The organism is Rhizobium etli CFN 42, from assembly GCF_000092045.1.
GTDB lineage: Bacteria > Pseudomonadota > Alphaproteobacteria > Rhizobiales > Rhizobiaceae > Rhizobium > Rhizobium etli.
This window is the reverse complement of record NC_007761.1, coordinates 1,323,404-1,349,179: the sequence shown is the minus strand read 5'-3', so window position 1 is coordinate 1,349,179 and position 25,776 is coordinate 1,323,404. Positions and strand designations below refer to the sequence as shown.

The following is a 25,776-nucleotide window of genomic DNA, read 5'->3' as shown; positions in this document are numbered from 1 at the left end:
GCGCGAATCACACGAGGGACAAGGCGAAGAGATGATGGACGTGCGGCGGGCAACCGTGGCCGGAGGACGGCTGCGTGTCGATTTTGACGGGCTGAAGGCCTGGCGAAACAGCCTTTCCGGTCATGCGGCATCGGAACCGCTTCTGCGTCATCTGCCGAAGGCGGAGCTCATCTTGAAGCGCACCATTCCGGCGCTGATCGTTGCCTTCCTCTCCGTCGTCGCCGCCTCGCATTTCTTCGGCATGATGAATGAGTATGCCCGGCTGGAGGCTTCCGCCCGCCATGCCACAGCGCTCTCGGCGGCGACTGCCTCGGCGGTGTTTGCCGATGCGTCCCAGATCTTCGACAGCGGCGATATCGGCCAAGCGCAGACCCGCCTCGCCAAATACCTGCCGCAGGACCGGCTGGACAGTGGCGCTTTCGTGCTGCTGGTGCAGGCCAGCGGCAAGGTTTTCGCCGCCACGACCGCAGGGCTTTCGCATGTCGGCAGCAATGTCGGCGATTTCTTCCCGGAGGTCTCGGCAATCCGGCGTTTCGGCGATCGTGCCGGCGTTATCGAAACCACGATCGGCGGCGTGCCGCACTATGCCGAGATCACCTTAATGGGCAATGCCGGCGGCTATATCGTCGCCGCCACCTCGCTCGAGGAGATCAGCCAGGTCTGGCGCGAGGAACTGGCGCTCAACGTCACGCTGTTTGCCGGCATATCCTCGATCCTGCTCGTCATCCTCTACGCCTATTACACCCAGGTGAAGCGCGCCCGCGACGCCGACGATATCTTCCTGGAATCGAACCTGCGCGTCGAGACGGCGCTATCGCGTGGCCGCTGCGGCCTCTGGGATTTCGATTTCGAGAACCGCGAATTCTTCTGGTCGCGCTCGATGTACGACATGCTCGGCCTGCCGGGTTCCGACAAGACGCTGGGTTTCGGCGAAGCCGCTCGGCTGATGCATCCGGATGACGGCGGTCTCTACGAAATCGCGCGCGCCATCGCCAACGGCCATTCCGGCCAAGTCGACCAGATCTTCCGCATGCGCCATGCCGGCGGCCACTATGTCTGGATGCGCGCCCGCGCCCAGGTGATCCGCAGCAATTCCGGCCGCATGCACCTGATCGGCATCGCCATGGACGTGACCGAGCAGCATCGCCTCGCCCAGCGCTATGCCGAAGCCGACCAGCGGCTCGCCGACGCCATCGAATGCACCTCCGAAGCCTTCGTGCTCTGGGACAAGAACGACCGGCTCGTCATGTGCAACACGCATTTCCAGGAAGCCTACGGCCTGCCGGACAGCGTGCTGGTGCCCGGCACCGAACGATCGATCGTCAATGCCGCCGCCGCCCGCCCGGTCATCGAGCGGCGGGTCGCCGATGCCGACGGGTCGGGGCGCACGACCGAGGTGCAGCTTGCCGACGAGCGCTGGCTGCAGATCAATGAACGGCGCACGCGCGATGGCGGCAGGGTCTCGGTCGGCACCGATATTACGCTGATGAAACGTCATCAGGAGCGGCTCCGCGAATCCGAACGCCGGCTCATGGCGACGATCGGCGACCTCTCCGCCTCACGTCAGACGCTGGAGCTCCAGAAAGCCGAGCTTTCGACGGCCAACGCCAACTATCAGGCGGAAAAGGAACGCGCCGAGGCCGCCAACAAGGCGAAGTCGGAATTCCTCGCCAACATGTCGCATGAGCTGCGCACCCCGCTCAATGCCATCCTCGGCTTCTCGGAAATCCTGCAGAACCAGATGTTCGGGCCGCTCGGCTCGCTGAAATACGACGAATATGCCCGGGATATCCATGACAGCGGCAAACATCTGCTCAACGTCATCAATGACATTCTCGACATGTCAAAAATCGAGGCGGGCCACCTGAAGCTGCACCGCGAGCGCATCGATCTCGTGCCGCTGATCGAGGAAAGCCTGCGTTTCACCGCCATCCCGGCGGCCGAAAAGAACATCGTCATCGAGCAGCGCATCTCGTCGGGCCTGACGCTGACCGCGGACCGGCGGGCGATGAAACAGGTGCTGCTCAACCTGCTCTCCAATGCGGTGAAGTTCACAGACGATGGCGGCCGCATCGCTGTGCGCACACGCCGTGTCGACGGCGCCGTCTTCGTCACCATCGCCGATACCGGCATCGGCATCCCACGCTCGGCGCTGTCTAAAATCGGCCAACCGTTCGAACAGGTGCAGAGCCAATACGCCAAGAGCAAGGGCGGCTCCGGCCTCGGGCTTGCCATCTCCCGGTCGCTGACTTCGCTGCATGGCGGGCGCATGAAGATCCGGTCCCGCGAAGCTGTGGGCACGGTGATCTCGTTGCGAATTCCGGATGATGCTTAGAGCCTTTCCTGGTTAGATTGAAGCATTCTGTTGGCTCAAACGGAGTCGGATGGTCGACCGGCTGGCGCGCGTCGTAGCCCAGCTCTACGGCCAAGCCGGTCGGTCGAGCAGACGGCCCGTTTCAGCCAACCCTCCCGCAGATTTGCATGGCAAATCTGCAAGACTTTGGAATCGCCGGACGCACTTGTCGCTTCGCCGTGGCGAAGCGGTGCGGCCGGTGGGCCGGGCATCTTTCCGCCAGGATCAGAGGCGATCGGCTCGGACGTACCTTGGGGTATGCCCGTCGCCAATCGCCTCTGCCCTGACGAAAACCTGCTCCGGCAGAATGATTCAAGCTAACCCGGAAAGGCTCTAGGCCTTCACTGTACGGGCGAATATCTTTCTCACCGCTTTCGAAAGCCGCCTCACCTCTCCCTCCAGGGTCCTGATGTCAGGGCAGTCGCCGGCGCGGCAGACGAGCTCGACGAGGCCGGCGGGCGCGTCGTTCGGGTCGAACTCGCTCTCGATGCAGAGTCGGATCAGCTGCGAGAGGCTGGTGTAGAGCGCGAAGGCTTCGAGGCATATGTCGAGATCGGCAGGTGCCATCAGGCGGTCGCCCAAGAGCTTGAGAGCCTCGCCGGTGCTCTTGCCGTTCACGGCAATGCCGACGCCCCTGCTTGGCGCGATCAACGCCAGATACTGGGCGATGAATTCGAGATCGATGACGCCGCCGGGGATCTGCTTCAAGTCCCAGGGGCCCGATGGCGGCTTTTCCTTGTCGATCAGTTCGCGCATCTCGGCAACGTCGTGCGCCACCTTGGCGATGTCGCGATCGGCCGTCAGCACCTCATTGACAATATGCTCCGCCTCAGCGATCAGGCTGTCATCGCCTGAAATCAGCCGGGCGCGGCTGAGCGCCATATGCTCCCAGGTCCAGGCCTCCTCCCGCTGATACTTGCCGAAGGCATTGATGCGGGTGGCGACCGGACCCTTGTTGCCGGACGGACGCAGCCGCATGTCGACCTGATAAAGCACACCCTCGGCGGTCGGCGCCGATAGGGCAGCGATCAGCCGCTGGGTGATGCGGGTGAAATAGCGCGTCGCATCGAGCGGCTTCGGCCCATCGGATTCGGAAGCCGCGTCGTCGTAATCATAGAGCAGGATCAGATCGATGTCGGAACCTGCCGTCAGCTCGAAGCTGCCGAGCTTGCCCATGCCTGATATCGCGATACGGCCACCGGGATAATTGCCATGCGCGGCCCGCATCTCGCTCACCACGGCATCGAGAGCGGCCGCGATGATGAGATCGGCGAGATGGGTGAAGGCGCGGGCGGCCATTGCGCCGTTGATCGCGCCGGTGAGCAGGCGGACACCGATCAGGAAGCGCTGTTCGGCGGCGAAGATGCGCAGGCGGTCGAGCACTTCCTCATAGTGGCGCGCTTGGGCAAGAGAGCCCTTCAGGCGCTCGCCGAGGTAATCGCGCGTCGGCAGCTCGGCCATCAGGCCGGGATCGAGCATGCCGTCGAAAACATGTGGCTTGGCGGCGATCACCTCAGCCAGGCGGGGCGCCGAGGACATGATGTTGACGATCAGCGACAGAAGTGCCGGATTGCTGCCGAGCAGCGAGAAGAGCTGGATGCCGGCCGGAAGGCCCGAAATAAAACTGTCGAAGCGCAGCAGCGCCTCATCGGCACGCCGGCTTTCACCGAAGACCCGCAGAAGCTCCGGCGTCAACTCCGTCAGCCTTTCACGCGCCTCCACCGATTGCGTGGCGCGATAGCGGCCGTAGTGCCAGGTGCGAATGATGCGGGAAATGTCGGATGGCCTGGTGAAACCAAGCCTCTTCAGCGTCTCCAGCGTGTCCGGGTCATCGCCCTGGCCGGTGAAGACGAGGTTCCCGGTTTCGGTGGAAAGCTTGCTCTCCTGCTCAAAGAGGCGAGCATAACGCCGCTCGACCGTCTTCAGCACGCCGACCAGCCTTTCGGAAAAGCTCGGCGTGTCGGAAAAGCCCATCATGAAGGCGATGCGCTTCAGATCGGCATCGGTCTCCGGCAGAAGGTGGGTCTGCTCGTCGCGCACCATCTGGATGCGATGCTCGACGTCACGCAGGAACCAATAGGCCTCCGTCAGTTCGTCGCGGGTCTGCGCATCGATCCATTTCGCCGTGGTGAGTTCTCGGAGTGTCTCCTCCGTCGCCCGGCCGCGCAACGCCGGCATACGGCCGCCGGCGATCAGCTGCTGCGTCTGGACGAAGAATTCGATCTCGCGGATGCCGCCGCGGCCTAGCTTGACATTATGACCCTTGACCGCGATCGCGCCGTGCCCCTTATGCGCATGGATCTGCCGCTTGATGGAATGGATATCGGCGATCGCCGCGTAATCGAGATATTTGCGGAAGACAAAGGGCGACAGCCCGCGCAGGAATTCCCCGCCGGCCGCCAGGTCTCCGGCGACGGCGCGCGCCTTGATGAAGGCCGCCCGCTCCCAGTTCTGACCCCTGCCCTCATAATAGATCATCGCCGCATCGACCGGGATCGCCAGCGGCGTCGAGCCGGGATCGGGCCGCAATCTCAGATCAGTGCGGAAGACGTAGCCGTCCGCCGTGCGCTCCTGCAGGATGCGCACCAGCCGGCGCATCATCCTCGGATAGACGTCGATCGCATCACCCGGGTCGGGCACGATGCCGGCCTGTTCGTCGAAGAAGACGACGAGATCGATATCGGAAGAATAGTTGAGCTCACACGCGCCGAGCTTGCCCATGCCGAGCACGATCAGGCCCGAGCCCTCACTTGGATTCGCCGGATCGTGCAGCCTGAGTTTCCCCCCCTCGTGGGCCGCGAGCAGCAGATGATCGATCGCAGCCGCGACCGAAGCTTCGGCAAGCGCGCTCAGCCAGGCCGTTGTCGTCCGGCTGTCGAAAATGCGGGAGAGATCGGCGAGCGCGACGAGGAAAGCCACCTTGCGCTTGATGATGCGCAGCCTGCTCATCACCACGGATTCAGTCGGTGCGGTTCCCTCGCCGTCCGGCCGCCAGCAGCCCCGCGCTTCGGCGATCAGCGGTTCGATCTGCGGCTCCAGCGGTTCGTTGATGGCGCCGGCGAGGACGGCCGGGTCCAGATTGACAATTTCGCGCAGGAAGGGCGACAGCGTCAGCGCGGCGGCGATGAAATCGCGCACCCGCCCTTCCGTCTTCAGCATTGCCGCAACTGACGGCTCGCTTTTGCCCGCCTCCTGCAGATCGGTCATCGCCAGCTTCAGCTCCGTCTGGCTCAGCGGACGCAGCAGCCCTTCGGCGACATCCTTCAGGCCATGCGTCGATTTCGTCAGCATGCGCTCTCCCTGGCTCTGCAAAAAACCTGGCGATGATCTGGGATGTGGGTCGCCGCCTTCGTTCGGAGGTAACTTAGTGTCTTGGCGAAAAACCGCCATACGCGATTCAACCCATCGCAATTCGGATAAGACCTTCAGGCAGCCTCGGCCGGAAAGATCATGCTGACAGTCAGTCCGCGCTGTTCGGGCTTGTCGGGATTGGTGTCGGAGAGTTCCAGTCGTCCGTTATGCAGCTCCATCACCGCTTCCACCAGAGAAAGCCCGAGTCCCGTACCTGGCTTTGAACGGCTTTCGTCGAGGCGAACGAAGCGCTTCACCACATCCTCGCGCCTGTCGGCCGGAACACCAGGCCCATGATCGGCCACAGACAGGCAAATGCCGTCCGGATGGCGGGCAAGCTTGAGCAACACTTCGTCCGCCCCTTGCGTATCGGAGGAATATTTGATCGCATTGTCGAGCAGATTGAAGATCGCTTGGCCAATCAGCTCGCGATTGCCCTGTACCTCGATGCCCGGCTCGACGCTGGCGCTGAGGCTGAGACCGGCCTCCTCCGCCGCCGGTTCGTAAAGCTCGGCACTGTCGGAAACGATGGCCGAAAGCTCCACCGGCGACATCTCCGCCGCAACCGATCCGGCCTCGACGCGGGAGATCATCAATAGGGCGTTGAAGGTGCGGATCAGCTGATCCGATTCGGAAATAATGCCTTCCAGCGCCGCGCGACGCGTATCGCCATCAGCCATATCGAGGGCGTCGGCGGCCTTGTTGCGCAGCCGTGTCAGCGGGGTTTTGAGATCATGGGCGATGTTGTCGGAGACCTGCCGCAAGCCTTCATTCAGCTTCTCGATACGTTCCAGCATGGTGTTCAGCGACATCGACAGCCGGTCGAACTCGTCGCCGGATCCGCCGACCGGCAGGCGCTGCGACAGATCGCCTGCCATGATCTTCTTGCTCGCATCCGACATGCGGTCGATGCGTTTCAGCGCGTTGCGACCGATGCCGAACCAGATGATGATCGCGCCAAGCCCCATGATTGCCAAAGCCACCATCAGCGCCTGGCGCACCAGCAGGCGGAAGCGCTCGGGATCGCCGAGGTCGCGGCCGACCAGAATTCTCAAGCCGTTGTCGAGCACGAAGATGTTGGCGATCGCCTTGTGCCGGCGCTCGACGCCACCACCGTCTGTATAACGCTGATAGGCGAAGGGAGCCGAGGTCCAGCCGACCTCCTCGAAAACACCAGGCTGCACCGAGGCGACATTGCCGGCGAGAATATCGCCCGAGGGGCCGGCGATGATGTACAGATTGGCGCCCGGCTGACGGGCGCGCCGCTCCATCGTGCGCAGCAGAAGGTTCATGCCGCCGGTGTCATAGGCGCGCTGCACCTGCTCCACCTCCTGCCGGACGGCGTCGCGGATCTGGCCGGTCAGCAGCCGTTCCGACATCGCCGTCACATAGAAGACGAGGGTCGCGGCGCAAATGGCGAATAGCAGGATGTAGAGTGCCGATAGGCGGACTGCGGTGGACTTGAAGAGAACCCTGAAGCGGCTCATCCCTCGTCCTTGATCATGTACCCCGCGCCCCGGATGGTTTTCAGGAGCGGCTGGCTGAAGTCCTTCTCGATCTTCGAGCGTAGGCGCGAGACATGGACGTCGATGACGTTGGTCTGCGGGTCGAAGTGGTAGTCCCAGACATTTTCGAGCAGCATGGTGCGGGTCACCACCTGGCCGGCATTCTTCATCAGATATTCGAGCAGGCGGAATTCGCGCGGCTGCAGCGGGATTTCCTTGCCGCCGCGGCGGACCTCGTGGGAGAGCCGGTCGAGTTCAAGATCAGCGACGCGATAGACGACGTCCTGCTCCGGCGTGCCCTTGCGGCGGCCGAGCACCTCGACACGCGCCAGCAATTCGCTGAAGGCATAAGGCTTCGGCAGGTAATCGTCGCCGCCGGCACGAAGACCGGTCACCCGATCATCGACCTGGCCAAGCGCGGAGAGGATGAGCACCGGCGTATGGATGCCCTTGCGGCGCAGCTCGCTGATAACGGAGAGGCCATCGCGGCGCGGCAGCATGCGGTCGATGACGATGACGTCATAGGTATTTTCCGACCCCATGAACAGACCGGCCTCACCGTCGCTGGCGTGGTCGGCGACGATGCCTGCCTCGCGAAAGGCTTTCGTAAGGTAGGCGGCGGCTTCGAGATCATCTTCGATGATGAGAATCTTCATGCGGCCGACATTACCCACCGGCTGCGTTTCGGCAAGGCTCAAAGCATCTGGCTGCGGAGCGGCGCTCATCGCGATCATCCCTCAAAAATCAGAACAATCGAGCCGCGCGGAGTTTCCTCCGCACGGCTCCCGGTTTGCGGGGATCAGCCCTGGCCGTTGATCGGAAGCGCGACGAAACGGCTTCCTTCGCTCGACTGAATCTGGAAGAGCGCCCGGGTACGGCCGTCCTTCTTGGCCTGGTTCAGCACCTTGACGACATCGGCGGGGGTGGAGACTTCCTGATTGTTGACCGAGGTGATCTTCTCGCCTTCCTTGATGCCCTTGTCGGCGGCGTCGGAGTCAGGGTCGATACCGGTAATCGCCAGGCCCTTGCCGTCATCGGAAGGGCCGACCGTCAGGCCGAGATCGGCGAGCGCCTTTTCGGAAGCCGGCGCCTCGGGCTGCTGCGGCTGGTTGTTGTTGTCATCGGCATTGGCATCCTTCTGATCGGCCGGCAGCGTGCCGAGTTCGACCGTGAGCGACTGGGCCTTGCCGGCGCGCCAGACCGAAAGCTCGGCCTTGCTGCCCGGCTGCATCGCACCGATGCGGCGGCTGAGGTCACGCGCGTCCTTGATGGTCTCGCCATTCAGCGCGGTGACGACGTCACCGGCCTTCATGCCGGCCTTGTCGCCCGGCGATCCGGGCTGCGGGGCAACCACGAGGGCGCCGCTCGGCTCGGAAAGGCCGATCGACTCGGCGATATCCTTGGTCACCGGCTGGATCTGGACGCCCAACCAGCCGCGGGACACCTGGCCATCCTTCATCAGATCCGCGACGACATCTTTTGCGGTCGAGGCCGGAATGGCGAAGGCGATGCCGACGCTGCCGCCCGAGGGCGAGAAGATCGCGGTATTGATGCCGACGACTTCGCCGTTGAGGTTGAAGGTCGGACCGCCGGAGTTGCCGCGGTTCACGGCCGCATCCACCTGCAGGTAATCGTCATAAGGACCCGAGCCTATATCGCGGCCGCGGGCCGAGATGATGCCGGCGGTGACGGTGCCGCCGAGACCGAAGGGATTGCCGACGGCGACGACCCAGTCGCCGACACGGACATTGTTGTCGTCGGCCCAGTTGACATAGGTGAACTTCTTGCCCTTGCCGTCGACTTTGAGGACGGCGAGATCGGTGCGCGGATCCTTGCCGATCAACTTGGCATCGAGTTCGGTGCCGTCATTCATCACGGCCACGAAGGCCTGACCGTCCGCAACCACGTGGTTGTTGGTGACGATGTAGCCGTCCTCGGAGATGAAGAAGCCCGAGCCTTGAGCAACCGGGCGCAGACGGCCCTTGCCGGGGCCGTTAGGACCACCGGGGCCGTTCTGGCCGAAGCGCCGCTGATGGCCCTGCTGGTCGTTCGGGTCCTGGCCGAACTGACGGAAGAAGCGCTTCAGCGGATGATCGTCGGGTAGATCGTCGAAGCCGCGGCCATTGAAATCGAAGGAGAAGCCGTCATTGTTGTCGGCAACGGGATTGACGCGGTTTTCGACGCGGACGGACACGACGGCGGGCGAAACGGCATCGACGACATTGGCGAAACTAGGGACGGCAGGGGCCTGAACCTTGACGGCTTCGGCATAAGACCGGGTAATTTCGAGCGGAACGCCGGTCGCGAGCACAGCGGCTGCGATACCGGCGACGGTAGAAGCCTTGAGCACAGTGGCGAGGGACGGACGTCCGTTGAAATTGTTCAGCATTGGAGCACCTTCTCTTGTTCTTGGATCTTCAGACCGGCAGCGCCGGATCAGTCGATGACTTAAGATATAGGATGGCGCACCTTACTGCGAACTGTCCGGTCTATGAAAAGTTTGTAATGTTTCGAATGTTTAGGTCGCGGCATGCGGCTACTTTTCCAGAAGCTCGCTGAGCTTCGCCTGCTCTTCCGGAGTGAGCTTGCTTCCGGTCGGCCTGCCGGTCCTCTTGCGCGCAAAGACGAGCAGCGACACGCCGCCGGCAAGGACCAGCAGCACGGGCGCGCCCCAGAGTAACACCGTCCTCATGCTGAATCGCGGCTTCAGAAGCACGAACTCGCCGTAGCGTGAGACGATATAGTTGAGCACCGCCGCATCGCTGTCGCCATTGCTGATGCGCTCGCGCACCAGCAGGCGCAGGTCCTTCGCGAGTTCGGCATTGGAATCATCAATCGATTGGTTCTGACAAACCATGCAGCGCAGTTCGGCCGAAAGCGCGCGCGCGCGGGCCTCCAGCGCCGGATCGGCCAGCACCTCGTCGGGATTGACGGCGAAGGCCGGGACGGCCGAAAGCATCAGAGCCAGAACCAGGAGCAGACGCCGCATCATTCCGCCGGCTCCATCGCAGGCGTCGTCGGTTTTGCCTTAGCCTTTCTCCGCGGTGCGCCGACGCGCAGGCGCCGGTCGGAGAGCGAGACGAGGCCGCCGGCGGCCATGATCAGCGCGCCGCCCCAGATGCACAGGATGAACGGCTTCCACCAGATGCGCACGACGATGCCGCCGTCCTTGGTGGCGTCGCCGAGCGAGACATAGAGCTGGCTGAGACCGAAGGTCAGGATGCCGGCCTCCGTCGTCGGCATCTGCCGGGCGGTGTAAAGGCGCTTGGCCGACCAGGTCTCGGCGACCGCAACCCCGGCGCGTCGGATGGTGAAGTGGCCGCGCTCCTCGGTGTAGTTCGGTCCCCTGCCCGGGCGCATGCCGTCGAACGCAAGGCTGTAGCCGCCGGCCTCGATTATCTCGCCCGGCTTCATCGCGACAACATGTTCGCTCTGGAAGGTGGTGACGGCGACGATGCCGAGCACGCTGACGCCGAGGCCGGCATGGGCAAGCGCCGTGCCGAAGGCCGAGCGCGGCAGACCGCTCAGGCGGCGCCAGGCGATGCTGCCGGCGACCTTGCCGATGCCGGCCCGATACCAGAGATCGGCAACGGCGCCGAGGATCAGGAACAGGCCGGCCGCCAGCCCGAGCACGGAGAGCACCGGCCCGCCATGTTGGAGATAAAAGACGATGACCGCGGCGGTGAAGGCGAGAGCCGCGACAACGTAGAGCCGCTGCAGGGCGCCGAGCAGATCGCCGCGCTTCCAGGCCAGCAGCGGCCCGAACGGCACGATGACGAGCAGCGGCGCCATCAGCAGGCCGAAGGTCAGGTTGAAGAAGGGCGGCCCGACGGAGATCTTGTCGCCGGTCAGCGTTTCCAACAGCAGCGGATAGAGCGTGCCGGTCAGCACCGTGCCGCAGGCGACCGTCAGGATCAGATTGTTGAGGACGAGCGCCCCCTCGCGCGAGATCGGCGCAAACAGCCCGCCGGCCGCAAGCTTCGGCGCCCGCAGGGCAAACAGCGACAGCGCTCCGCCGATGAAGATCAGCAGGATCGACAGGATGAAGACGCCGCGGGTGGGATCGCTGGCAAAGGCATGCACCGAGGTCAGCACCCCGGAGCGCACCAGGAAGGTGCCCATCAGCGACAGCGAGAAGGTCAGGATGGCGAGCAGCACCGTCCAGATCTTCAGCGCCTCGCGCTTTTCCATGACGAGCGCCGAATGCAGCAGCGCGGTGCCGGCGAGCCACGGCATGAACGAGGCGTTTTCCACCGGGTCCCAGAACCACCAGCCGCCCCAGCCGAGCTCGTAATAGGCCCAGTAGGAGCCCATGGCGATGCCAAGCGTCAGGCAGGTCCAGGCGGCGAGCGTCCAGGGCCGGACCCAGCGCGCCCAGGCGGCGTCGATGCGGCCTTCAATGAGGGCTGCAACGGCGAAGGAGAAGCAGACGGAAAAGCCGACATAGCCGAGATAGAGCAGCGGCGGGTGGATGGCGAGCCCGACATCCTGCAGCACCGGATTGAGATCGCGGCCCTCGGCCGGGGCCGGATCGAGCCGCAGGAAGGGATTGGAGGTCAAAAGGATGAACAGGGTGAAGGCGAGCGAGATCCAGGCCTGCACGGCAAGCACATTGGCCTTCAGCGTCTCCGGCAGATTGGCGCCGAAGATCGCGACCAGCGCGCTGAACAGCGCCAGGATCAGCAGCCAGAGCATCATCGATCCCTCGTGATTGCCCCAGACGCCGGAATATTTGTAGATCAGCGGCACCAGCGAATGCGAATTCTCCCAGACGTTCTCGACGGAGAAGTCGGAGACGACATGGGCATAGGTCAAGACGGCGAAGGCAAAGGCGACAAGGGCAAACATCGCCAGCGAACCTGATGTCGCCACATCCATCAGCGCCGGATCATGACGGCGGGCGCCGATGACAGGCACGATCGAGACGATCAGCGCCGTCGCCAGCGCCAGCACCAGAGCGTAATGGCCGATCTCGATGATCATGGCGTCGCCTTCGCCTCCTGCCCCTTGCCTTCCTGCCACAGCCCCTGCGACTTTAGTCGGTCGGCCACCTCCTTCGGCATATAGGTCTCGTCATGCTTGGCAAGCACGGTGTCGGCGATAAAGACATTGCTGCCTGCGGCAAACATGCCCTCGGTGACCACACCCTGGCCCTCGCGGAACAGATCCGGCAGGATGCCGGTATACTTGACTTTCACCGCATTGGCGCTGCCGTCGGTGACAGAAAATTCCACCGTCGAACCGGCGCCGCGCACGACGCTGCCCGCCCCGACCAGGCCGCCGAGCCGGATGCGGGTCTCCGGCGCCACCGGCGTCCTGGCAAGATCGGCCGGCATGTAGAAATAGGCCACCGACTGGCTGAAGGCGAACATCACCAAAAGCACCGCAGCAAGGATGAAACTCATCCCGCCAGCAATCACCACAAGGCGCTTCTGCTTGCGCGTCATTGCGTCATCCCCTCCGTGGCAATGCCAAGTTCCCGGGCTAGCGCCAGCAATTGCCGGCCCTGCTCACCGGACGGCGGAAAAGCGGCAAGCCCGCGCTTCAGGGCGCTGGCTGCGCGATCCTTATCGTTCAATACGGCGTAAGAGCGGACAAGCCGCATCCAGCCCTCGAAATTGTTGGGATCCTCGCTGAGTTTGGCATCGAGGCTGTCGACCATGCCGCGGATCATCTGCTGGCGATCGCCGGCGCTCATGCTTTCAGCCGCCGCCACATCTTCCGACGTCGGGCTGCCTGGCGCCGCCGACGGGGCGCCAGCGCCGCCGTTCTTGGCGATATGTTCATTGACCAGCGGCAGCCAAGGTGCATCGGCGGGCGATTGCTGCGCCAGCGCCTCGAAGGCGCGGCGTGCCTCTTCGGCCCGACCCGCCTGCTCCATGCTGAGCGCGACGTAGAAGCGGGCACGCGGATTGTTGGGTTCCAGCGTCAGCGATTGTTCCAGTACCTGGCGCGCCTCGTCCGTCACGACGCCATCGGAGACCGCCATCAGCGTCTCGGCAAGACCGTCGAGCCGGATCGGACTCGGGCCGAGCAGCCGGATCGCGTTGCGGTAGGCGACCTGCGCATCATTGACCCGCATCGTGCGGAAATAGATCGGCGCCAGCACGTCCCAGCCCTTGCCGTCGTCGGGGTTCTCGGCCAGATGCCGTTCCGCCTTGGCGATCAACACCGCCACGTCGTCGCCGGGATTTTCCAACCGCGCTTGCAGCGGCTGCGATGGCAGATCCGGCCTGCCCGTCGTCAAATAAAGACAAAGCCCGAGCACCGGCAGGATCAAGAGGACGAGAACTTCGGTGAGACGATGATGCCGTGCGGGCTTCTGCGTCGTCTCCGGCTCTGCGGCAGAGACGGCGATCAGCCGCCGGCCGATTTCGGCCCTGGCGTAATCAGCCTCTTCGGGCGTGATCAGCCCGCCAGCAAGATCGCGGTCGAGTTCGCGGAACTGGTCGCGATAGACTGCCTCCTCGCCGGCGCGACTATTCTGCGCCGCCTTCGCACCACGCAGAAGGGGGTAGAGCAGGATGACGGCGACGGCTGCCGTCAGAACGGCAACGAGAATCCAGAACAGCATATCGGCCCAAATACGTGAAGCGCACGCCTATTCCAACTGCCAAAGCCGGAATGACGAAGATTTGAGGCTATTCGCCGCAATTCAGGTTGGAAACGATTTCAACCGAGCGGCGACCAGCTGCCGTCTTGATTACGGCAGGCTGCACCCCGCGCCACGGTCTCCTTGCCGTCGACGGTCAGGGTATGGGTATATTGCCGGCAATTCTGCGAACCGACCTGATAGGGTGCGGCCGCCACGACCTTGCCTGTGACGTCCTTGCCGCTCCAGACCACCGGCTGGCCGACTGCCGCTCCTTCCAGCGCCCGATACTCCGCCTCGAGCGCCCGCTGCTTGTTGCTATCGCTCAAGCTCACGCCGCTGCGGCCGACGATGCCGCCCTGCAGCGCGGTGATGAAGGCGGCCGACGCGGAGGGTTTGCTCGAAAAAATGCCGCGCGAAGCAGCGCCCTTCGTCGTCGTGCAGCCGGACAGCGCGGCGGCGAGAAGTAGGACGGAAACCATCATGCCTTGCGAGCGTAGAATCATTGCGTGGAACCACGATCAGAGGTCAAATTCAGCCGATCGAAGTGCAGCGTCCCCGTGTCAGCATTATGGCAAAACATGCTATACGTTTGCCACTATCCTTGTGACATCAAGCAGTTGGTCATGCAACATCCTTTGTGACACCGGGCAGGATGAGCTTCGCCTTCAGCCCGCCCCATTCGCCGCGGGACAGTTCGAGCCTTCCCTGGTATTCGTTGGAAATCTCGGTGACGATTGAAAGGCCCAAACCGGTTCCGGGCTTGCTTTCGTCGAGCCTGCGGCCACGCTTCAGCGCCTCGCGAATCTGGTCGGGCTCAAGGCCGGGCCCGTCATCCTCGACGGCAAGCTCCACCCAGCGCCGACGGGCGCTCGCCTCCGCCCCTTTCACGTCCTCGCCGGCCTCGATGGCCGAAAGCCGCACTCTGCTCTTGGCGAAACGCGCTGCATTCTCCAGGAGGTTGCCGACGGTTTCCTCGAGATCCTGCTGTTCCATGGCGACGGCAAGATGCGGCGGCGAGACGACAAGATCGAATTCGGTGTCGACATTCAGGCGCCGCATGACGCGCACCAGCCGTTCCAGCGCCGGCTCGGCGTCGGTGCGGGCGAGCACGGATTCGCGCTGCGCGGCGATGCGGGCCCGGTTGAGGTAGGACTGCACCTGCCCCTGCATCGATTCCGCCTGGCTGCGCACCAGTTCGCCATGGGATTTTTCGAGAACGCGCGCCTCGTTGAGGAGAACGGCGATCGGCGTTTTCAGCGAGTGGGCAAGGTTGCCGACTTGCATACGCGCCCGCTCGACGATGCGGCGGTTGCTGTCGATCAGCGCGTTCACCTCGTTGGCGAGCGGCAGGATCTCACGCGGGAAGTCACCCTTCAGCTGCTCGCTCTCGCCGGCGCGAATGCGCTCCAATGCGGCGCGCGCCTTGTCGAGCGGCTTCAGGCCGTAGAGGATCGCCAGCGCATTGACGATCAAGCTGCCGACGCCGAAACCGGCTAGCGCTAGATAGAGGCTGTGGGAAAAGGTGCGGACATCGTCCTCGACGACATCGACGTTACCGGTCACGCGGAAACGCGCCGCGCGCCCGTCCGTGTCGAGCACCACTTCGGTTTCGGCCACCTGCACGCGGTTCCCGGAGGCATCCGTCACCTGGTAGTAGCGCTCATAATTCTTGTCGAAAGGCGCCTCGACGACGGAGGGTACCGGAATGAGCGCCGAGCCGAGCGAGGGGGAGACCAGCGGCGCAGTCGTATAGGTGCCAAGCGGCTCCACCACCCAGTACCAGCCGGTCTTCGGCTGAGCAAAGCGCAGATCGCCGAGCTGCGGACTCCCGCTCAATGCCCCCTGATCGCCGATCGTCACGGAATTGATGACATTATAGAGCTGGGCCCGCAGCAGATCCTGGAAACCACGTTCGGCGCTCTTGCGGTAAAGCGTGGAGATCAGCAAGCCGATCACCACCAGCGCCACCGTCGACCAGACCGTGGTCAGCAGCAACACGCGTGCGGTGAGCGACTTAATTCGCATGTTTCGGCGCTTGGATGCGGTAGCCGAGACCGCGCACCGTTTCGATCAAGTCGACGCCCATCTTCTTGCGCAGACGGCCGACGAAGACCTCGATCGTATTGGAATCGCGGTCGAAATCTTGGTCGTACATGTGCTCGACCAATTCCGTGCGCGAGACGACCTCGCCCATGTGATGCATGAGATAGGCGAGCAGGCGATATTCGTGCGAGGTCAGCTTCAGCGCCGCGCCGTTGACCGTCGCCTTCGAGGATTTGGTATCGAGCCGCACCGGTCCGCAGATGATCTCGGAGGAAGCATGGCCGGCTGCACGCCGGATCAACGCCCGAATGCGCGCCAGAACTTCCTCGACGTGAAAGGGCTTGGTGACATAGTCGTCGGCGCCGGCGTCGATGCCGGCGACCTTGTCGCTCCAGCGGTCGCGCGCCGTCAGGATCAGAACCGGCATGCCGCGGCCGGCGCCGCGCCATTTTTCCAGCACGGTGACGCCGTCCATCTCAGGCAAGCCGATATCGAGGATGATGGCGTCATAGGGTTCGGTGTCGCCGAGGAAATGGCCTTCCTCGCCGTCGAATGCCTGATCGACGACATAGCCCGCCTCCTTCAGCGTGTCGGTGAGCTGCCGGTTCAGATTGACGTCGTCTTCGATTACCAGGATGCGCATCGGTCCGCCTTCGTCTTCAAATCGCTGGTGTTTGAATAGACCGATTCCGGTTACATCGGAACCTTTACCGTTACCTTGCGTGGACGCTGGCCATTGCCCGACACGAGAACGGTAATGATGCAGCTATCGCCCACCGGTTGCACGGACAGGAGTTGCCCGCCCGTCTGTTCGACGACCTGGGCTGCGGCGGCGCTGCAATCGCCAGCCACGCGCAGGACGAGGGTGCCTGCGCCGTCCGGTGAGGGCGCCGATACCACCAGTCCGGCGGCCACTACTGCGACGCTCAGAGGAAAGGCCATGTCTTACGCTTTCAAGGTAATTCCAACTTGCTGCGAATATGTACTCAAGCGACCTGAATGGCAAATGAATGCGCTGTAATACAGGGCATTTAGAACCGTTCTCGCCTGTTTGGCACAGTCGATTCCTGCCGATGGAAGCCGCCCTCGCAGCAGGCAGAGGCGGCGCTTTCTCCGCGCCGCAAGTGCCGTTCCCCAGGCGGGATCAGTGCCTTTTCCATCGAGCTGCGGGCAGGTCGGTCGTGATTGGCGATTCGGCCACAACGCTACGATGAAAGTGGTGGCAGGGCGGCCGATTTCGCAAGTTCCCGTGCGCAGCAAGTCGTCCTGAAATTGTATCGCCTATCTTTTCCCGCCGGAGCAAAAGCGCCGGGCCGCAGTCCGAATCGACAGCGCCCGCTTTCACCGGCCGATCGAAACTGTTATGTCTTTGCCGCTCCCATTTCAGACCGTTCCAGCACCGATGCCCATACCCTTCCGCTTCCGCTCGGCGCAGACGGTCACCGTCCTCGCCGTCACCCAGTTGATCGGCTGGGGCACGACCTTCGACATGCTCGGGGTCATGGGCCGCATCGTGGCGCCCGATCTGGGCGTTGCGAACGAGGTGGCGTTCGCCGGCCTGACGATCATGATGATGGTCAGCGCCGTCGTCGGTCCAATGACCGGCCGCTGGCTTGCTCGCTATGGCGCCGCCCGGGTGCTTGCGGCGGCTTCTCTGACCTTTGCGCTCGGCCTCTCTCTGCTTGCCGCCGCAAACGGCATCATTCTCTATGCCGCCGCCTGGGTGGTGATTGGCATCGGCGGCGCGCTCGGCCTGTCCGCGCCGGCCTATACTGCCGTGGTCGAACGCGAAGGAATGAACGGCAAGCGCGTCATCGCCATCCTGATGCTGTTCACAGGGCTTTCGAGCGCCGTCTTCTGGCCGATCCTCAGCCTGCTCAACGACACCTTCGGGTGGCGCCTGACCTTCCTCATCTGCGCGGCGCTGCATTTTTTCATATGCCTGCCGCTGCATCTTTTCGCCCTGCCCAGACCGATCGCGGCCCAGCTCGACGGCGGCGCAGCCGATATCGCCCCGGTGCCGCTGTCGAAGGCGGCGCAGCGCAAGGCCTTTCTGCTGATCGCCGCCTCGACGACCCTCACCACCTTCATCACCTTCGGCATCTCGCCATCTCTGCTCGAGATCTTCCGCCAGTCCGGCGCCTCGCCGGCTTTCGCACTGCAGCTCGGCTCGGCCCGCGGCATCCTCGGCATCTCGGCACGGTTCCTCGACATGCTGCTCGGCCGGCGCGGCAATCCCATCCTGAGCGCCGCCATGGGCATCGGTCTGATGCTGACAAGCTTCCTGATGATGCTGGTCGTCGGTCCTTCGATGCCGCTGCTCGTCAGCTTCATCCTGCTCTACGGCTTCGGCGCCGGCATCATGACCGTCGCCCGCGCGCTTCTGCCGCTCGCCCTGTTTTCGCCGCGCGAATTCGGTCTGCAGTCGGCCCGATTGTCGCTGCCGCAAAACCTTGCCAATGCCGTCGCTCCCGTCGTCTTCACCGCCATCCTCGATCGCGCCGGCACCGGTCCGGCGCTCTTCGCCGCAGCCGTGCTTGCGGCATTGTCGCTGACCCTTGTGCTGATGCTGATGACGCTGGTGCGCGGCGCACAGGCATCGCAGCCTAGCCCCGTCACCTCGTGAGGTGCGGATTCAGGCCGTTCTCACGGCTCATGATCAACAGGCCATTTGGCGAATCTTTTGAATCGTTTGCCGCGGCTTTTTCGACAGCCGCGTTCAGTGGCTCAGACGTTCAACAACTGGGCGGCTCGATTGCGGAGGATCGCTCATCCAATTGAGGTTTAAGCTCTATCCGGCTCGAAGCCAATCAACTGCCGAATTCAGAGCGGCCGCGTCACGGCCGTGCGGCTGTCGTAATCGGCAGCGATGCGCTTTTCCCGGAGCGGACGCACGCGCTCGATCGAACGCTGATAATCGGGATGCGCCTTGTAAGCGGCGAGAGCCGCCTCATTATCGAATTCGCCATAGACCACAAGATCGATCTCGGTGCCCAGCTGATCGGTCTTCACATTCGTGCCGATTTCCAGCAGCCGCGCGTGCGGAATGCCGGTCAGGATCGAAAGTCCCGCCCTCACCTCCTCCAGATTTTCCTCCTGCACGGTGAAGAAGACGATATGGCGGATCACGCAGATGCTCCTGTCAGATTTCTCAGGCTCGCGCGATAACACGCGCGCCGCGGGCCTTCAACCGCGCGGCCGGCCCTGCGCGGCATCCGGACGCAGCGCCGCATGGAAGGCCGTGGCGTAACCCGCAAGCTTCTCGGCCCGGTCGGTACCGTTGACGATGCGGCGCGCATTGACCCAGTCCTCGGTCGTCGCATTCAGGTGATCGGCGAGTTTGTGGCCGGTAAAGCTGCCTTGCAGCATGCCTTCGATCAGGATCGTCACCGCCGCCTCCATCTCCATCGCCCGATCGGGATCGGCAACCAGATCTATGCCCGTCAGCGCGCTCATCGCCTCGTAATTCCGCTTATGGGTGAGCTGCACGAGTCCGCGCCCGAGCCAACAGCGGCCATCCTCGTCGGGCCGCCAGTAGGGCGCCTTCACCCAAGAGAGCCGGCCTGCGGCAAAGGCTGCCTCCAGGATCTCGACCGCGCGCACATCGCTTTCGGCCAGCGTCTCGCGCACCGGCTGCATCGTATAGGCGGTCTCATGATAGGCGGTTGCCAGAATATAGGCGAGCCACCGGCGGTCGGCCGGCGCAGACCGCTTTTCCCAGGCGTCGAGAATCGCAGTCATACCCACTACCTGAGGATGAGTCAGCTCTCCCCTGAAGAGCTCGTGCCGTACCGCGTCAAAAAAGACTACCCGGTCCATGTGGACAACCATTCCGCGCTTCCTGTGAACCTCGTGGTTAAAACCCTCTTAATCGATTAAAATGAACTTAATCATTTGAAGTACCTAACCCCCTGATTTACACACCTTTTGTCTTGTGCGATGCATTTCTCACGCCCTGAAGCCTTACCACCACAAGAGGAGACTTCCGATGCAGACGCCCGCCAACACGCAGACCACCATTCCCCAGCATGTCGTCGACCAGATGGAAAATGAGTGGCGCCAGATTCGCCTTGAGCGCGAGAATACCCGCCCGGCACCGGCAGCTTCAACAGCAGCGCAGATAGATACTGGCAAAGCGGCGCGGATGTAAGGCCTGACCTCATCGCACAGCAGCCTCAAGCCGGTTCGCCAGCGCTTCGAGCGACCGGGTGAAGACCTTTCCATCTCTGAGCGCGCGCGACAGCACCAACGCACCTTGGATGCCGCAGACGCCTTCCTCTGCAAGCGTCTGCGCCTTCGCCTCAGCACAGCCAGCCCGTATCAGCGCCGAACGCAATGCGTCGATCCAGCGGATGAAATAGTCACCAATCGCCGAGGAAAAGCGCTCGCGGGTGTCGTCGAGCGCGAAGGCGCCAACGAGGCAAATGCGGCCCCCGGAGCGGAAGTAATCATCGACATTGACCCACATCGCCGCAATCGCCTGACGGGCGTCGTCAGTCCTCAGCGGCCGATAGATCGCCTGTTCGAACCAGGCATCGATATCGGCGAGCACGGCGCCGGCCATCTCCTCCTTGCCGCCGGGGAAGAAGTGATAAAGGCTGCCCTTGCCGATGCCAGTGCGTTCGGTGATGCGGCTGAGCGTGGCGCCCTCGTAGCCGAGCTCGCGGAAGGTTTCCGCAAGCAGCGGTACGATGTCGGCGCGTTCGTAGACGGTCTTCACCGGTCCAAGTTCATCCTGTTCTAGAGGCCGAGCTCGGTCAGGCCGGGATGGTCATCCGGCCGCCGGCCGAGCGGCCAGTGGTATTTGCGTTCCGCTTCCCGGATCGGCAGATCGTTGATGCAGGCGAAACGACGCTGCATCAAGCCGGTGGCGTCGAATTCCCAATTCTCATTGCCATAGGAGCGGAACCAGTTGCCGCTGTCATCGTGCCATTCATAGGCAAAGCGCACGGCAATGCGATTATCGGTAAAGGCCCAGATTTCCTTGATTAGCCGGTAATCCAGTTCCTTGGCCCATTTGCGGGTAAGGAAAGCGACGATCTCGGCGCGGCCGGTGATAAATTCGGCGCGATTGCGCCAGCGGCTGTCCGGCGTATAGACGAGTGACACGCGCTCGGGATCACGGCTGTTCCAGCCGTCCTCGGCAAGACGGACTTTCCTGGTGGCAGTCTCGAGGGTGAAAGGCGGAACGAGGCTGGACATGATCTTCTCCTGTACTGATCCGTCTCCACTGTACCGATCGGTATATTCGTCTGCAAGCGGTCTGATGAGGCGTTTTCTCAGCGGTCGAGATTGCGGCTCCAGCGCAACGGCAGGGCATCCGGGCGAAACACGATGTTTTCAGGCGTAAAACGCCACAGCCTTTCGGCCCTTTCAAAGCTGGCGATCTCAGGTGAAGACAGCAATATTTCAGCTCTTCCGGTCATCTGCAGCATGTCGCCGGTTTCGAAATCGACGAAGACCAGCCCGGCCTTCGGATTGACGAGAAGATTGCCGAGCGTGTTGAAGAACCGGTTGCCGGGAAAATCGGGGATGGTCAGCACGCCGTCGGCGCCAAGCCACACGAAGCCGGCATTGCCGCCGCGATGAGAGACATCGACCTGCCGCTCGCCATTATGACGATCTACATAGGAGGCGACGAAAAACGTATCGGCGTTCTCGACCATGCGCCGCGCGCGGTCGTCGAGGTTGACAGAGTGAACCGGCCTCATCGCGGTGGGCATATCGGGGTCGCGGACAAAGGCGGCCGTGCGCGGCTGGATATATTGCGGGCAGTTGCCGAAGCTCTGGCCGACCCGCAGGCGGAAAGCCTCGGCATCCGTCCTGCGGATGACGCCGTTCAGCCGATTGCGCCTGCGGGTCTCGAGCTGGATGCCGAGCAGTGCGATCGCGTCTCCATCTTCCGTGCCGGCATCGGCAGGATCGTCCGGATCGCGCCGCAGATCGACGTCGAGAGCCTCCGGCACCGGCGAGGACATGAATCCCGGGCGCCCCGCCCGCACCGTCGCCCAGACAGCCCCCTTGGCGTCGACCGCGCCGAGCACGACGAAAGGCAGCATTGGAAAGAAAGCGCGGTGCTGTTCGGGCATGGCCTTGCGGATGAAATTGCGTCCCGGCCCGTCCATGCGTTCGACGATGCCGATACTGCGCTGCATGGCAAGTTCGCCCTCATGCCAGGGCGATGCGGCATCCTGTCCTGTCTCGTTCGGCATCATGGCCTCCTTGCGGGATTATCGGGAAGCCGGGACGGTGCTCAGCCCCGGCGGCTCATCATGCGGCAAGGCCAATCTTCGTCTTGCGAAAGCCGACAAAACCCGGCAGCGCCTCGGTACGCGCAAGCCATGCGCGGACGCTCGGGTATGCCGAAATATCGACATTGCCCTCGGGCGCATTGGCGATGTAGCTGTAAAGCGCGATATCGGCGATGGTCGGCCTGTCGCCGAGCAGGAAGCTGCGGGCGCCGAGCTCCGCCTCGAGCAGTGCAAGGATGCGGTGCGCTCGGGCAATCACCTCCTCCGTGCGGAAATCGGCGCCGAAGACGGTGACCAGGCGGGCCGCACACGGTCCGTAGGCGATCTCGCCCGCGGCGACCGACAGCCATTTCTGTATCTGCGCCGCCGAAACCGCGTCCTCTGGCAGCCAATCGGTGTGGCCGTATTTGCGCGCGAGATAGACGAGGATGGCGGAGGAATCGGCAATGACGGTGCCATCATCATCGAGAACCGGCACCTGGCCGAAGCGATTGAGCTTGAGGAAATCCGGCGCCTTGTGGGCGCCTGCCGCCAAGTCGACCTCGACCAGTTCATACGCCACACCAAGCAGCGACAGGAAAAGATGGGCGCGATGCGAATGGCCGGACAGCGGGTGATGGTAGAGTTTCATGATGGCTCCTGTAGGGACGAATGCGATTGGCGATGGCTGCTCGGAACCATCGGCAGTGAATCTACGGCCTTCCACAGAGATGCAGTAGAATGCTAATCTGAGAGACGGATTTCCACTTTATGGTAGGATAGGATGGACCGCCTCGAAGCCATGACCGTGCTTCTCACCGTCGTCGAACAAGGCAGCCTGTCGGCCGCCTCACGGCATCTGCACTCGCCGCTTGCCACCGTCAGCCGCAAGGTTTCGGAACTGGAAGCACATCTCGGCGCCCGGCTTTTGCAACGGACCAACAGGAAGGTCGCGCTGACGGAGGCCGGCCGCGCCTATGTCGAGGCAGCGCGGGAGATTCTCGACCGGGTGGAAGAGGCGGAGCGGACGGCGGCCGGCGAATACAGCGCACCGAAGGGTGAGCTGACGATGACGGCGCCGATCGTCTTCGGGCGGCTGCATGTCCTGCCCGTCGCGGTGGACTTCCTGAAGGCCTATCCCGATATCAATCTGCGGCTGATGCTGGGCGACCGGCTGGCGAACCTCGTCGAGGATCATATCGACCTGGCGCTCAGGATCGGCAACCTGGCCGACATCAACCTGATCGCTACAAGGCTCGGCCTGATCCGCCGCACGGTCTATGCAAGCCCGGATTATCTCGCCCTGCACGCCGCAATCCGCCACCCCAGCGATCTTTCCGCGCATGACTGCATCACGTTCGAAGGCATGGCCTCGACGCGAAGCTGGACATTCGTCGAGGGCAAACGCGAGCTCGTCGTGCCGATCCGCTCACGGCTCGCCGTCAATACTGCAGAGGCGGCCGTGGATGCCACCGTAGCTGGTCTCGGCATCACCCGCGTGCTCTCCTACCAGGCCGCGGGCGCCGAGAAGGCGGGCTTGCTGGTGCCGCTGCTTGCCGATTTCGAACAGCAGCCGGCGCCGGTGCATCTCGTCTATCCCTCGCAGGGGCTGGTGCCGCTGAAGATGCGCGCCCTCATCGATTTTGCGACGCCACGCCTGCGCGCCGCGCTGAAGTAGCCCGCAGCTTCAGGCTAGTTTGCCCTCTTCGGCCTTGTAGAAATACTGGCTGGCGACCAGCCAGCCTTTCAGCGGCCTGAGCGGCGGAATGCAGGTCGCGAGCATGAAGGGACCGGTGACCAGAAACTGCATCCAGATCGGCGCCGAGAACGCCACCTCCAGCCAGACGCCGAGCAGCACGCTCGGGATGCAGGCGAAGCAGATGACGAAAAAGGCCGGGCCATCAGCCGGATCGGCGAAGGAATAATCGAGGCCACAAGCCTCGCATTGCGGCTGCAGCGTCAGGAAACCCCTGAACATATGGCCTTGGCCACAGCGCGGGCAGCGCCCCCTGATGCCGGTCTGCATCGGAGGAAGCGGGGGATATTCGGTGTCCATGATGACCTTGTCCTATCTCGCGGCTCAGTCAATGCCGCACATGTATGCATGCAATATAGATACAATAGATGGGAGACGCCGATCAATCTGTCAGATTGCCGCAGAAGCCCGCCGATCGGTCAAAGGCCGGTCGCAGCTCGTCGCAAGCCCGTTCGAGAGCGGCCTGCCTAGCAGGCCAAGCCGCGATGGCGGCGGATCAGAAGAACGAACCCGCCATCTCCGGCGGGCCTTCCAGCGCATGGGCCATGAACTCCAATGCGCCCTGCAATCTCCCCCGTCCGATCGGGCCGCCGAGGCAGACCCGCACGGCCTCGGATGCGGCGCCCTCGACCGTGAAGGCATCGCTTGCCACCACGCCTATGCCGGAGGCATGCATATGGCTGCCGAAGGTGGAACGGGTCCAGCCGTTGGTCAGAGGCAGCCAAATATTGAAGCTGATCGGATCGGCGCGGTAGCTGCCGGCGGGCAGGACGGCGGCGACCATCTGCTGGCGGGCGGCGGCCTCGGCGCGGACGAAGCGGAGGACTGCATCGGCCGTGCCGTCCTCGATCCAGCGGGTGGCGAGCGCCATAGTCAACGGCGAGGCCATGACAGTGTTGGCGCGCATAGCGCTGACGAAGGGCCACACCGCCCTGGTGTCGGGGGCCACGACATAAGCAAGGCGCAGGCCGGCCCCGAGGCATTTCGCCAGGCCACCGACATGCCAGGTCAGATCGGGCGCCGCCGCCGCAAGCGGCGCAGGCCCTTCCTGCGGAATGAAACCGTAGGCATCGTCCTCGACGATCGGCAGATGATATTTGCGGGCGACTGCCGCGATTTCCTCGCGGCGGCCAGCCGGAATCGTCAGTGTCGTCGGGTTCTGCAGCGTCGGATTGAGATAGAGCGCCTTCGGCTTCAACCGCTCGCAGGCCGCGGCCAAAGCATCCGGCCGGATCCCATCCCCGTCCATCGGCAGACCGGCAAGATTGAGCCGCAACTGGGCGGCGATCGAACGGATCCCGGGATAGGTGACGATTTCCGAAAGCACGGTGTCGCCGGGCTTTGCCATCAGGCCGAAGATCGCCAGCAGGGCCGGATGAGCGCCTGACGTGACGAAAATCCGCTCCTGCGAGGGGGTGAGGCCGCGGCGCCCGAGCCAGGCGGCGGCCGCCTCCTTGTCCATACCGGAACCGCCGAAGCCTTGATAACGAAGCAGCGGGACGAGACTCGCCGCCACCGCCGACATGCCCTCACGCATGCGAGCGATCAAGTCCGGATCATCCGGTTCCGGTGGCAGATTCATCGAGAAGTCGACAACCGATGCACGGCGAGGATCGGGCGCTGCATCGGCGCTCAAATCCTGGCGCTGCCTGACCGCAGCGCCGGTGACGAAGGTGCCTCGGCCAACATGCGAATCCACCAGACCGCGTTTCTGCGCCTCGACATAACCTCTCGCCACCGTGGTGAAATCCACATTCAGCCGTTTGGCGAGTTCGCGCTGCGGCGGCAGCCGGTCACCCGCCACCAGGCGACCGCTGCGCAGATCCAATTCGATCAGATCGGCGATTGCCATGTAGCGGGGGCTGCTGCTGCGGCTGAGATCGGGATGCCAGTCTTTCATTCGTGATCCGGTCAGTCTGATGGAGACATTGACCGTATATTGT

General features: G+C 63.4%; 23 protein-coding genes and 1 pseudogene. 4 read left to right on the top strand and 20 right to left on the bottom strand.

The window, feature by feature from the left end; genetic code table 11:
* Positions 1–31 precede the first annotated feature (31 nt).
* Positions 32–2,335: a PAS domain-containing sensor histidine kinase gene (locus tag RHE_RS06635; RefSeq protein WP_011424636.1), complete on the top strand. Its 2,304-nt coding sequence runs from the start codon at positions 32–34 to the stop codon at positions 2,333–2,335.
* A gap of 351 nt (positions 2,336–2,686) precedes the next feature.
* Here RHE_RS06635 and RHE_RS06630 read toward each other — a convergent pair whose 3' ends face one another.
* From RHE_RS06630 to RHE_RS06575, 12 genes are all read right to left on the bottom strand, one after another.
* On the bottom strand, positions 2,687–5,644 hold the full coding sequence (locus tag RHE_RS06630; protein ID WP_011424635.1) for a bifunctional [glutamine synthetase] adenylyltransferase/[glutamine synthetase]-adenylyl-L-tyrosine phosphorylase: 2,958 nt from the start codon (positions 5,642–5,644) through the stop codon (positions 2,687–2,689).
* Between the two features lie 134 nt (positions 5,645–5,778).
* Positions 5,779–7,191, bottom strand: a complete 1,413-nt coding sequence (locus RHE_RS06625) for a sensor histidine kinase (protein ID WP_011424634.1) — start codon at positions 7,189–7,191, stop codon at positions 5,779–5,781.
* Complete coding sequence (locus RHE_RS06620; RefSeq protein ID WP_011424633.1) at positions 7,188–7,943, bottom strand: response regulator transcription factor; 756 nt, start codon at positions 7,941–7,943, stop codon at positions 7,188–7,190. Before RHE_RS06620 ends, RHE_RS06625 begins: the two co-directional genes overlap by 4 nt.
* 65 nt (positions 7,944–8,008) lie before the next feature.
* Positions 8,009–9,598 (bottom strand): Do family serine endopeptidase, encoded by a 1,590-nt coding sequence (locus RHE_RS06615; protein WP_011424632.1) that lies wholly within the window; start codon positions 9,596–9,598, stop codon positions 8,009–8,011.
* A 147-nt stretch (positions 9,599–9,745) separates the two neighbouring features.
* Positions 9,746–10,201, bottom strand: coding sequence for a cytochrome c-type biogenesis protein (locus tag RHE_RS06610; protein WP_011424631.1), 456 nt, complete (start codon positions 10,199–10,201; stop codon positions 9,746–9,748).
* A complete protein-coding gene (locus RHE_RS06605) occupies positions 10,198–12,192 on the bottom strand; it encodes a heme lyase CcmF/NrfE family subunit (protein WP_011424630.1) in 1,995 nt (664 codons plus the stop codon). The genes RHE_RS06610 and RHE_RS06605 overlap by 4 nt, the downstream gene beginning before the upstream one ends.
* Positions 12,189–12,656, bottom strand: a complete 468-nt coding sequence (gene ccmE / locus RHE_RS06600) for a cytochrome c maturation protein CcmE (protein ID WP_011424629.1) — start codon at positions 12,654–12,656, stop codon at positions 12,189–12,191. Before ccmE ends, RHE_RS06605 begins: the two co-directional genes overlap by 4 nt.
* Complete coding sequence (gene ccmI, locus RHE_RS06595; RefSeq protein WP_011424628.1) at positions 12,653–13,783, bottom strand: c-type cytochrome biogenesis protein CcmI; 1,131 nt, start codon at positions 13,781–13,783, stop codon at positions 12,653–12,655. Before ccmI ends, ccmE begins: the two co-directional genes overlap by 4 nt.
* Before the next feature lie 98 nt (positions 13,784–13,881).
* The gene (locus tag RHE_RS06590) at positions 13,882–14,307 is read right to left on the bottom strand and encodes a hypothetical protein (RefSeq protein ID WP_011424627.1); all 426 of its coding nucleotides are present in this window, start codon (positions 14,305–14,307) and stop codon (positions 13,882–13,884) included.
* Positions 14,308–14,425: 118 nt separating this feature from the next.
* Positions 14,426–15,829, bottom strand: a complete 1,404-nt coding sequence (locus tag RHE_RS06585) for a sensor histidine kinase (protein ID WP_011424626.1) — start codon at positions 15,827–15,829, stop codon at positions 14,426–14,428.
* A complete protein-coding gene (locus RHE_RS06580) occupies positions 15,819–16,490 on the bottom strand; it encodes a response regulator transcription factor (RefSeq protein ID WP_011424625.1) in 672 nt (223 codons plus the stop codon). The genes RHE_RS06585 and RHE_RS06580 overlap by 11 nt, the downstream gene beginning before the upstream one ends.
* Positions 16,491–16,540: 50 nt before the next feature.
* Positions 16,541–16,789 carry a hypothetical protein gene (locus tag RHE_RS06575; RefSeq protein WP_011424624.1) on the bottom strand — a complete coding sequence of 83 codons (249 nt, stop codon included), beginning with the start codon at positions 16,787–16,789 and terminating at the stop codon, positions 16,541–16,543.
* 460 nt (positions 16,790–17,249) lie between these two features.
* Here RHE_RS06575 and RHE_RS06570 point away from each other — a divergent pair, with 460 nt between their 5' ends.
* Positions 17,250–18,473, top strand: coding sequence for an MFS transporter (locus RHE_RS06570; RefSeq protein WP_042119213.1), 1,224 nt, complete (start codon positions 17,250–17,252; stop codon positions 18,471–18,473).
* A 197-nt stretch (positions 18,474–18,670) separates the two neighbouring features.
* On the opposite strand, the gene RHE_RS06565 is transcribed toward RHE_RS06570, so the two are convergent.
* Both RHE_RS06565 and RHE_RS06560 read right to left on the bottom strand, forming a co-directional pair.
* Positions 18,671–18,976: a Dabb family protein gene (locus RHE_RS06565; RefSeq protein WP_011424622.1), complete on the bottom strand. Its 306-nt coding sequence runs from the start codon at positions 18,974–18,976 to the stop codon at positions 18,671–18,673.
* Positions 18,977–18,998: 22 nt separating this feature from the next.
* A pseudogene (locus tag RHE_RS06560) lies at positions 18,999–19,678 on the bottom strand (hypothetical protein).
* Between the two features lie 157 nt (positions 19,679–19,835).
* Between RHE_RS06560 and RHE_RS33440 the strand changes: the two are divergent.
* Positions 19,836–19,997, top strand: coding sequence for a hypothetical protein (locus RHE_RS33440; RefSeq protein WP_166486893.1), 162 nt, complete (start codon positions 19,836–19,838; stop codon positions 19,995–19,997).
* 9 nt (positions 19,998–20,006) lie between these two features.
* On the opposite strand, the gene RHE_RS06555 is transcribed toward RHE_RS33440, so the two are convergent.
* The 4 genes from RHE_RS06555 to RHE_RS06540 all read right to left on the bottom strand — a co-directional run bounded on the left by RHE_RS06555 (position 20,007) and on the right by RHE_RS06540 (position 22,729).
* A complete protein-coding gene (locus RHE_RS06555; protein ID WP_011424620.1) occupies positions 20,007–20,567 on the bottom strand; it encodes a TetR/AcrR family transcriptional regulator in 561 nt (186 codons plus the stop codon).
* Positions 20,568–20,587: 20 nt separating this feature from the next.
* Positions 20,588–21,049: a nuclear transport factor 2 family protein gene (locus tag RHE_RS06550; RefSeq protein WP_011424619.1), complete on the bottom strand. Its 462-nt coding sequence runs from the start codon at positions 21,047–21,049 to the stop codon at positions 20,588–20,590.
* A 77-nt stretch (positions 21,050–21,126) separates the two neighbouring features.
* Complete coding sequence (locus tag RHE_RS06545) at positions 21,127–22,059, bottom strand: pyridoxamine 5'-phosphate oxidase family protein (protein WP_011424618.1); 933 nt, start codon at positions 22,057–22,059, stop codon at positions 21,127–21,129.
* Between the two features lie 58 nt (positions 22,060–22,117).
* Positions 22,118–22,729 carry a glutathione S-transferase family protein gene (locus RHE_RS06540; protein ID WP_011424617.1) on the bottom strand — a complete coding sequence of 204 codons (612 nt, stop codon included), beginning with the start codon at positions 22,727–22,729 and terminating at the stop codon, positions 22,118–22,120.
* A 132-nt stretch (positions 22,730–22,861) separates the two neighbouring features.
* Between RHE_RS06540 and RHE_RS06535 the strand changes: the two genes are divergently transcribed.
* Positions 22,862–23,755 (top strand): LysR family transcriptional regulator, encoded by an 894-nt coding sequence (locus RHE_RS06535; protein ID WP_011424616.1) that lies wholly within the window; start codon positions 22,862–22,864, stop codon positions 23,753–23,755.
* 9 nt (positions 23,756–23,764) lie between these two features.
* Here the strand turns inward: RHE_RS06535 and RHE_RS06530 are convergent, their stop codons facing one another.
* Together RHE_RS06530 and RHE_RS06525 are read right to left on the bottom strand one after the other, a co-directional pair.
* Positions 23,765–24,133, bottom strand: a complete 369-nt coding sequence (locus RHE_RS06530) for a DUF983 domain-containing protein (protein WP_011424615.1) — start codon at positions 24,131–24,133, stop codon at positions 23,765–23,767.
* A 196-nt stretch (positions 24,134–24,329) separates the two neighbouring features.
* Entirely contained in the window at positions 24,330–25,733 is a 1,404-nt protein-coding gene (locus RHE_RS06525) for an aminotransferase-like domain-containing protein (RefSeq protein ID WP_020920788.1), read from the bottom strand.
* Positions 25,734–25,776 lie beyond the last annotated feature (43 nt).

Coding starts and splice junctions, on each gene's coding strand:
- RHE_RS06635 (WP_011424636.1), top strand. CDS start 32: ATGATGGACGTGCGGCGGGCAACCGTGGCCGGAGGACGGCTGCGTGTC.
- RHE_RS06630 (WP_011424635.1), bottom strand. CDS start 5,644: ATGCTGACGAAATCGACGCATGGCCTGAAGGATGTCGCCGAAGGGCTG.
- RHE_RS06625 (WP_011424634.1), bottom strand. CDS start 7,191: ATGAGCCGCTTCAGGGTTCTCTTCAAGTCCACCGCAGTCCGCCTATCG.
- RHE_RS06620 (WP_011424633.1), bottom strand. CDS start 7,943: ATGATCGCGATGAGCGCCGCTCCGCAGCCAGATGCTTTGAGCCTTGCC.
- RHE_RS06615 (WP_011424632.1), bottom strand. CDS start 9,598: ATGCTGAACAATTTCAACGGACGTCCGTCCCTCGCCACTGTGCTCAAG.
- RHE_RS06610 (WP_011424631.1), bottom strand. CDS start 10,201: ATGATGCGGCGTCTGCTCCTGGTTCTGGCTCTGATGCTTTCGGCCGTC.
- RHE_RS06605 (WP_011424630.1), bottom strand. CDS start 12,192: ATGATCATCGAGATCGGCCATTACGCTCTGGTGCTGGCGCTGGCGACG.
- ccmE (WP_011424629.1), bottom strand. CDS start 12,656: ATGACGCGCAAGCAGAAGCGCCTTGTGGTGATTGCTGGCGGGATGAGT.
- ccmI (WP_011424628.1), bottom strand. CDS start 13,783: ATGCTGTTCTGGATTCTCGTTGCCGTTCTGACGGCAGCCGTCGCCGTC.
- RHE_RS06590 (WP_011424627.1), bottom strand. CDS start 14,307: ATGATTCTACGCTCGCAAGGCATGATGGTTTCCGTCCTACTTCTCGCC.
- RHE_RS06585 (WP_011424626.1), bottom strand. CDS start 15,829: ATGCGAATTAAGTCGCTCACCGCACGCGTGTTGCTGCTGACCACGGTC.
- RHE_RS06580 (WP_011424625.1), bottom strand. CDS start 16,490: ATGCGCATCCTGGTAATCGAAGACGACGTCAATCTGAACCGGCAGCTC.
- RHE_RS06575 (WP_011424624.1), bottom strand. CDS start 16,789: ATGGCCTTTCCTCTGAGCGTCGCAGTAGTGGCCGCCGGACTGGTGGTA.
- RHE_RS06570 (WP_042119213.1), top strand. CDS start 17,250: ATGCCCATACCCTTCCGCTTCCGCTCGGCGCAGACGGTCACCGTCCTC.
- RHE_RS33440 (WP_166486893.1), top strand. CDS start 19,836: ATGCAGACGCCCGCCAACACGCAGACCACCATTCCCCAGCATGTCGTC.
- RHE_RS06550 (WP_011424619.1), bottom strand. CDS start 21,049: ATGTCCAGCCTCGTTCCGCCTTTCACCCTCGAGACTGCCACCAGGAAA.
- RHE_RS06545 (WP_011424618.1), bottom strand. CDS start 22,059: ATGCCGAACGAGACAGGACAGGATGCCGCATCGCCCTGGCATGAGGGC.
- RHE_RS06540 (WP_011424617.1), bottom strand. CDS start 22,729: ATGAAACTCTACCATCACCCGCTGTCCGGCCATTCGCATCGCGCCCAT.
- RHE_RS06535 (WP_011424616.1), top strand. CDS start 22,862: ATGGACCGCCTCGAAGCCATGACCGTGCTTCTCACCGTCGTCGAACAA.
- RHE_RS06530 (WP_011424615.1), bottom strand. CDS start 24,133: ATGGACACCGAATATCCCCCGCTTCCTCCGATGCAGACCGGCATCAGG.
- RHE_RS06525 (WP_020920788.1), bottom strand. CDS start 25,733: ATGAAAGACTGGCATCCCGATCTCAGCCGCAGCAGCAGCCCCCGCTAC.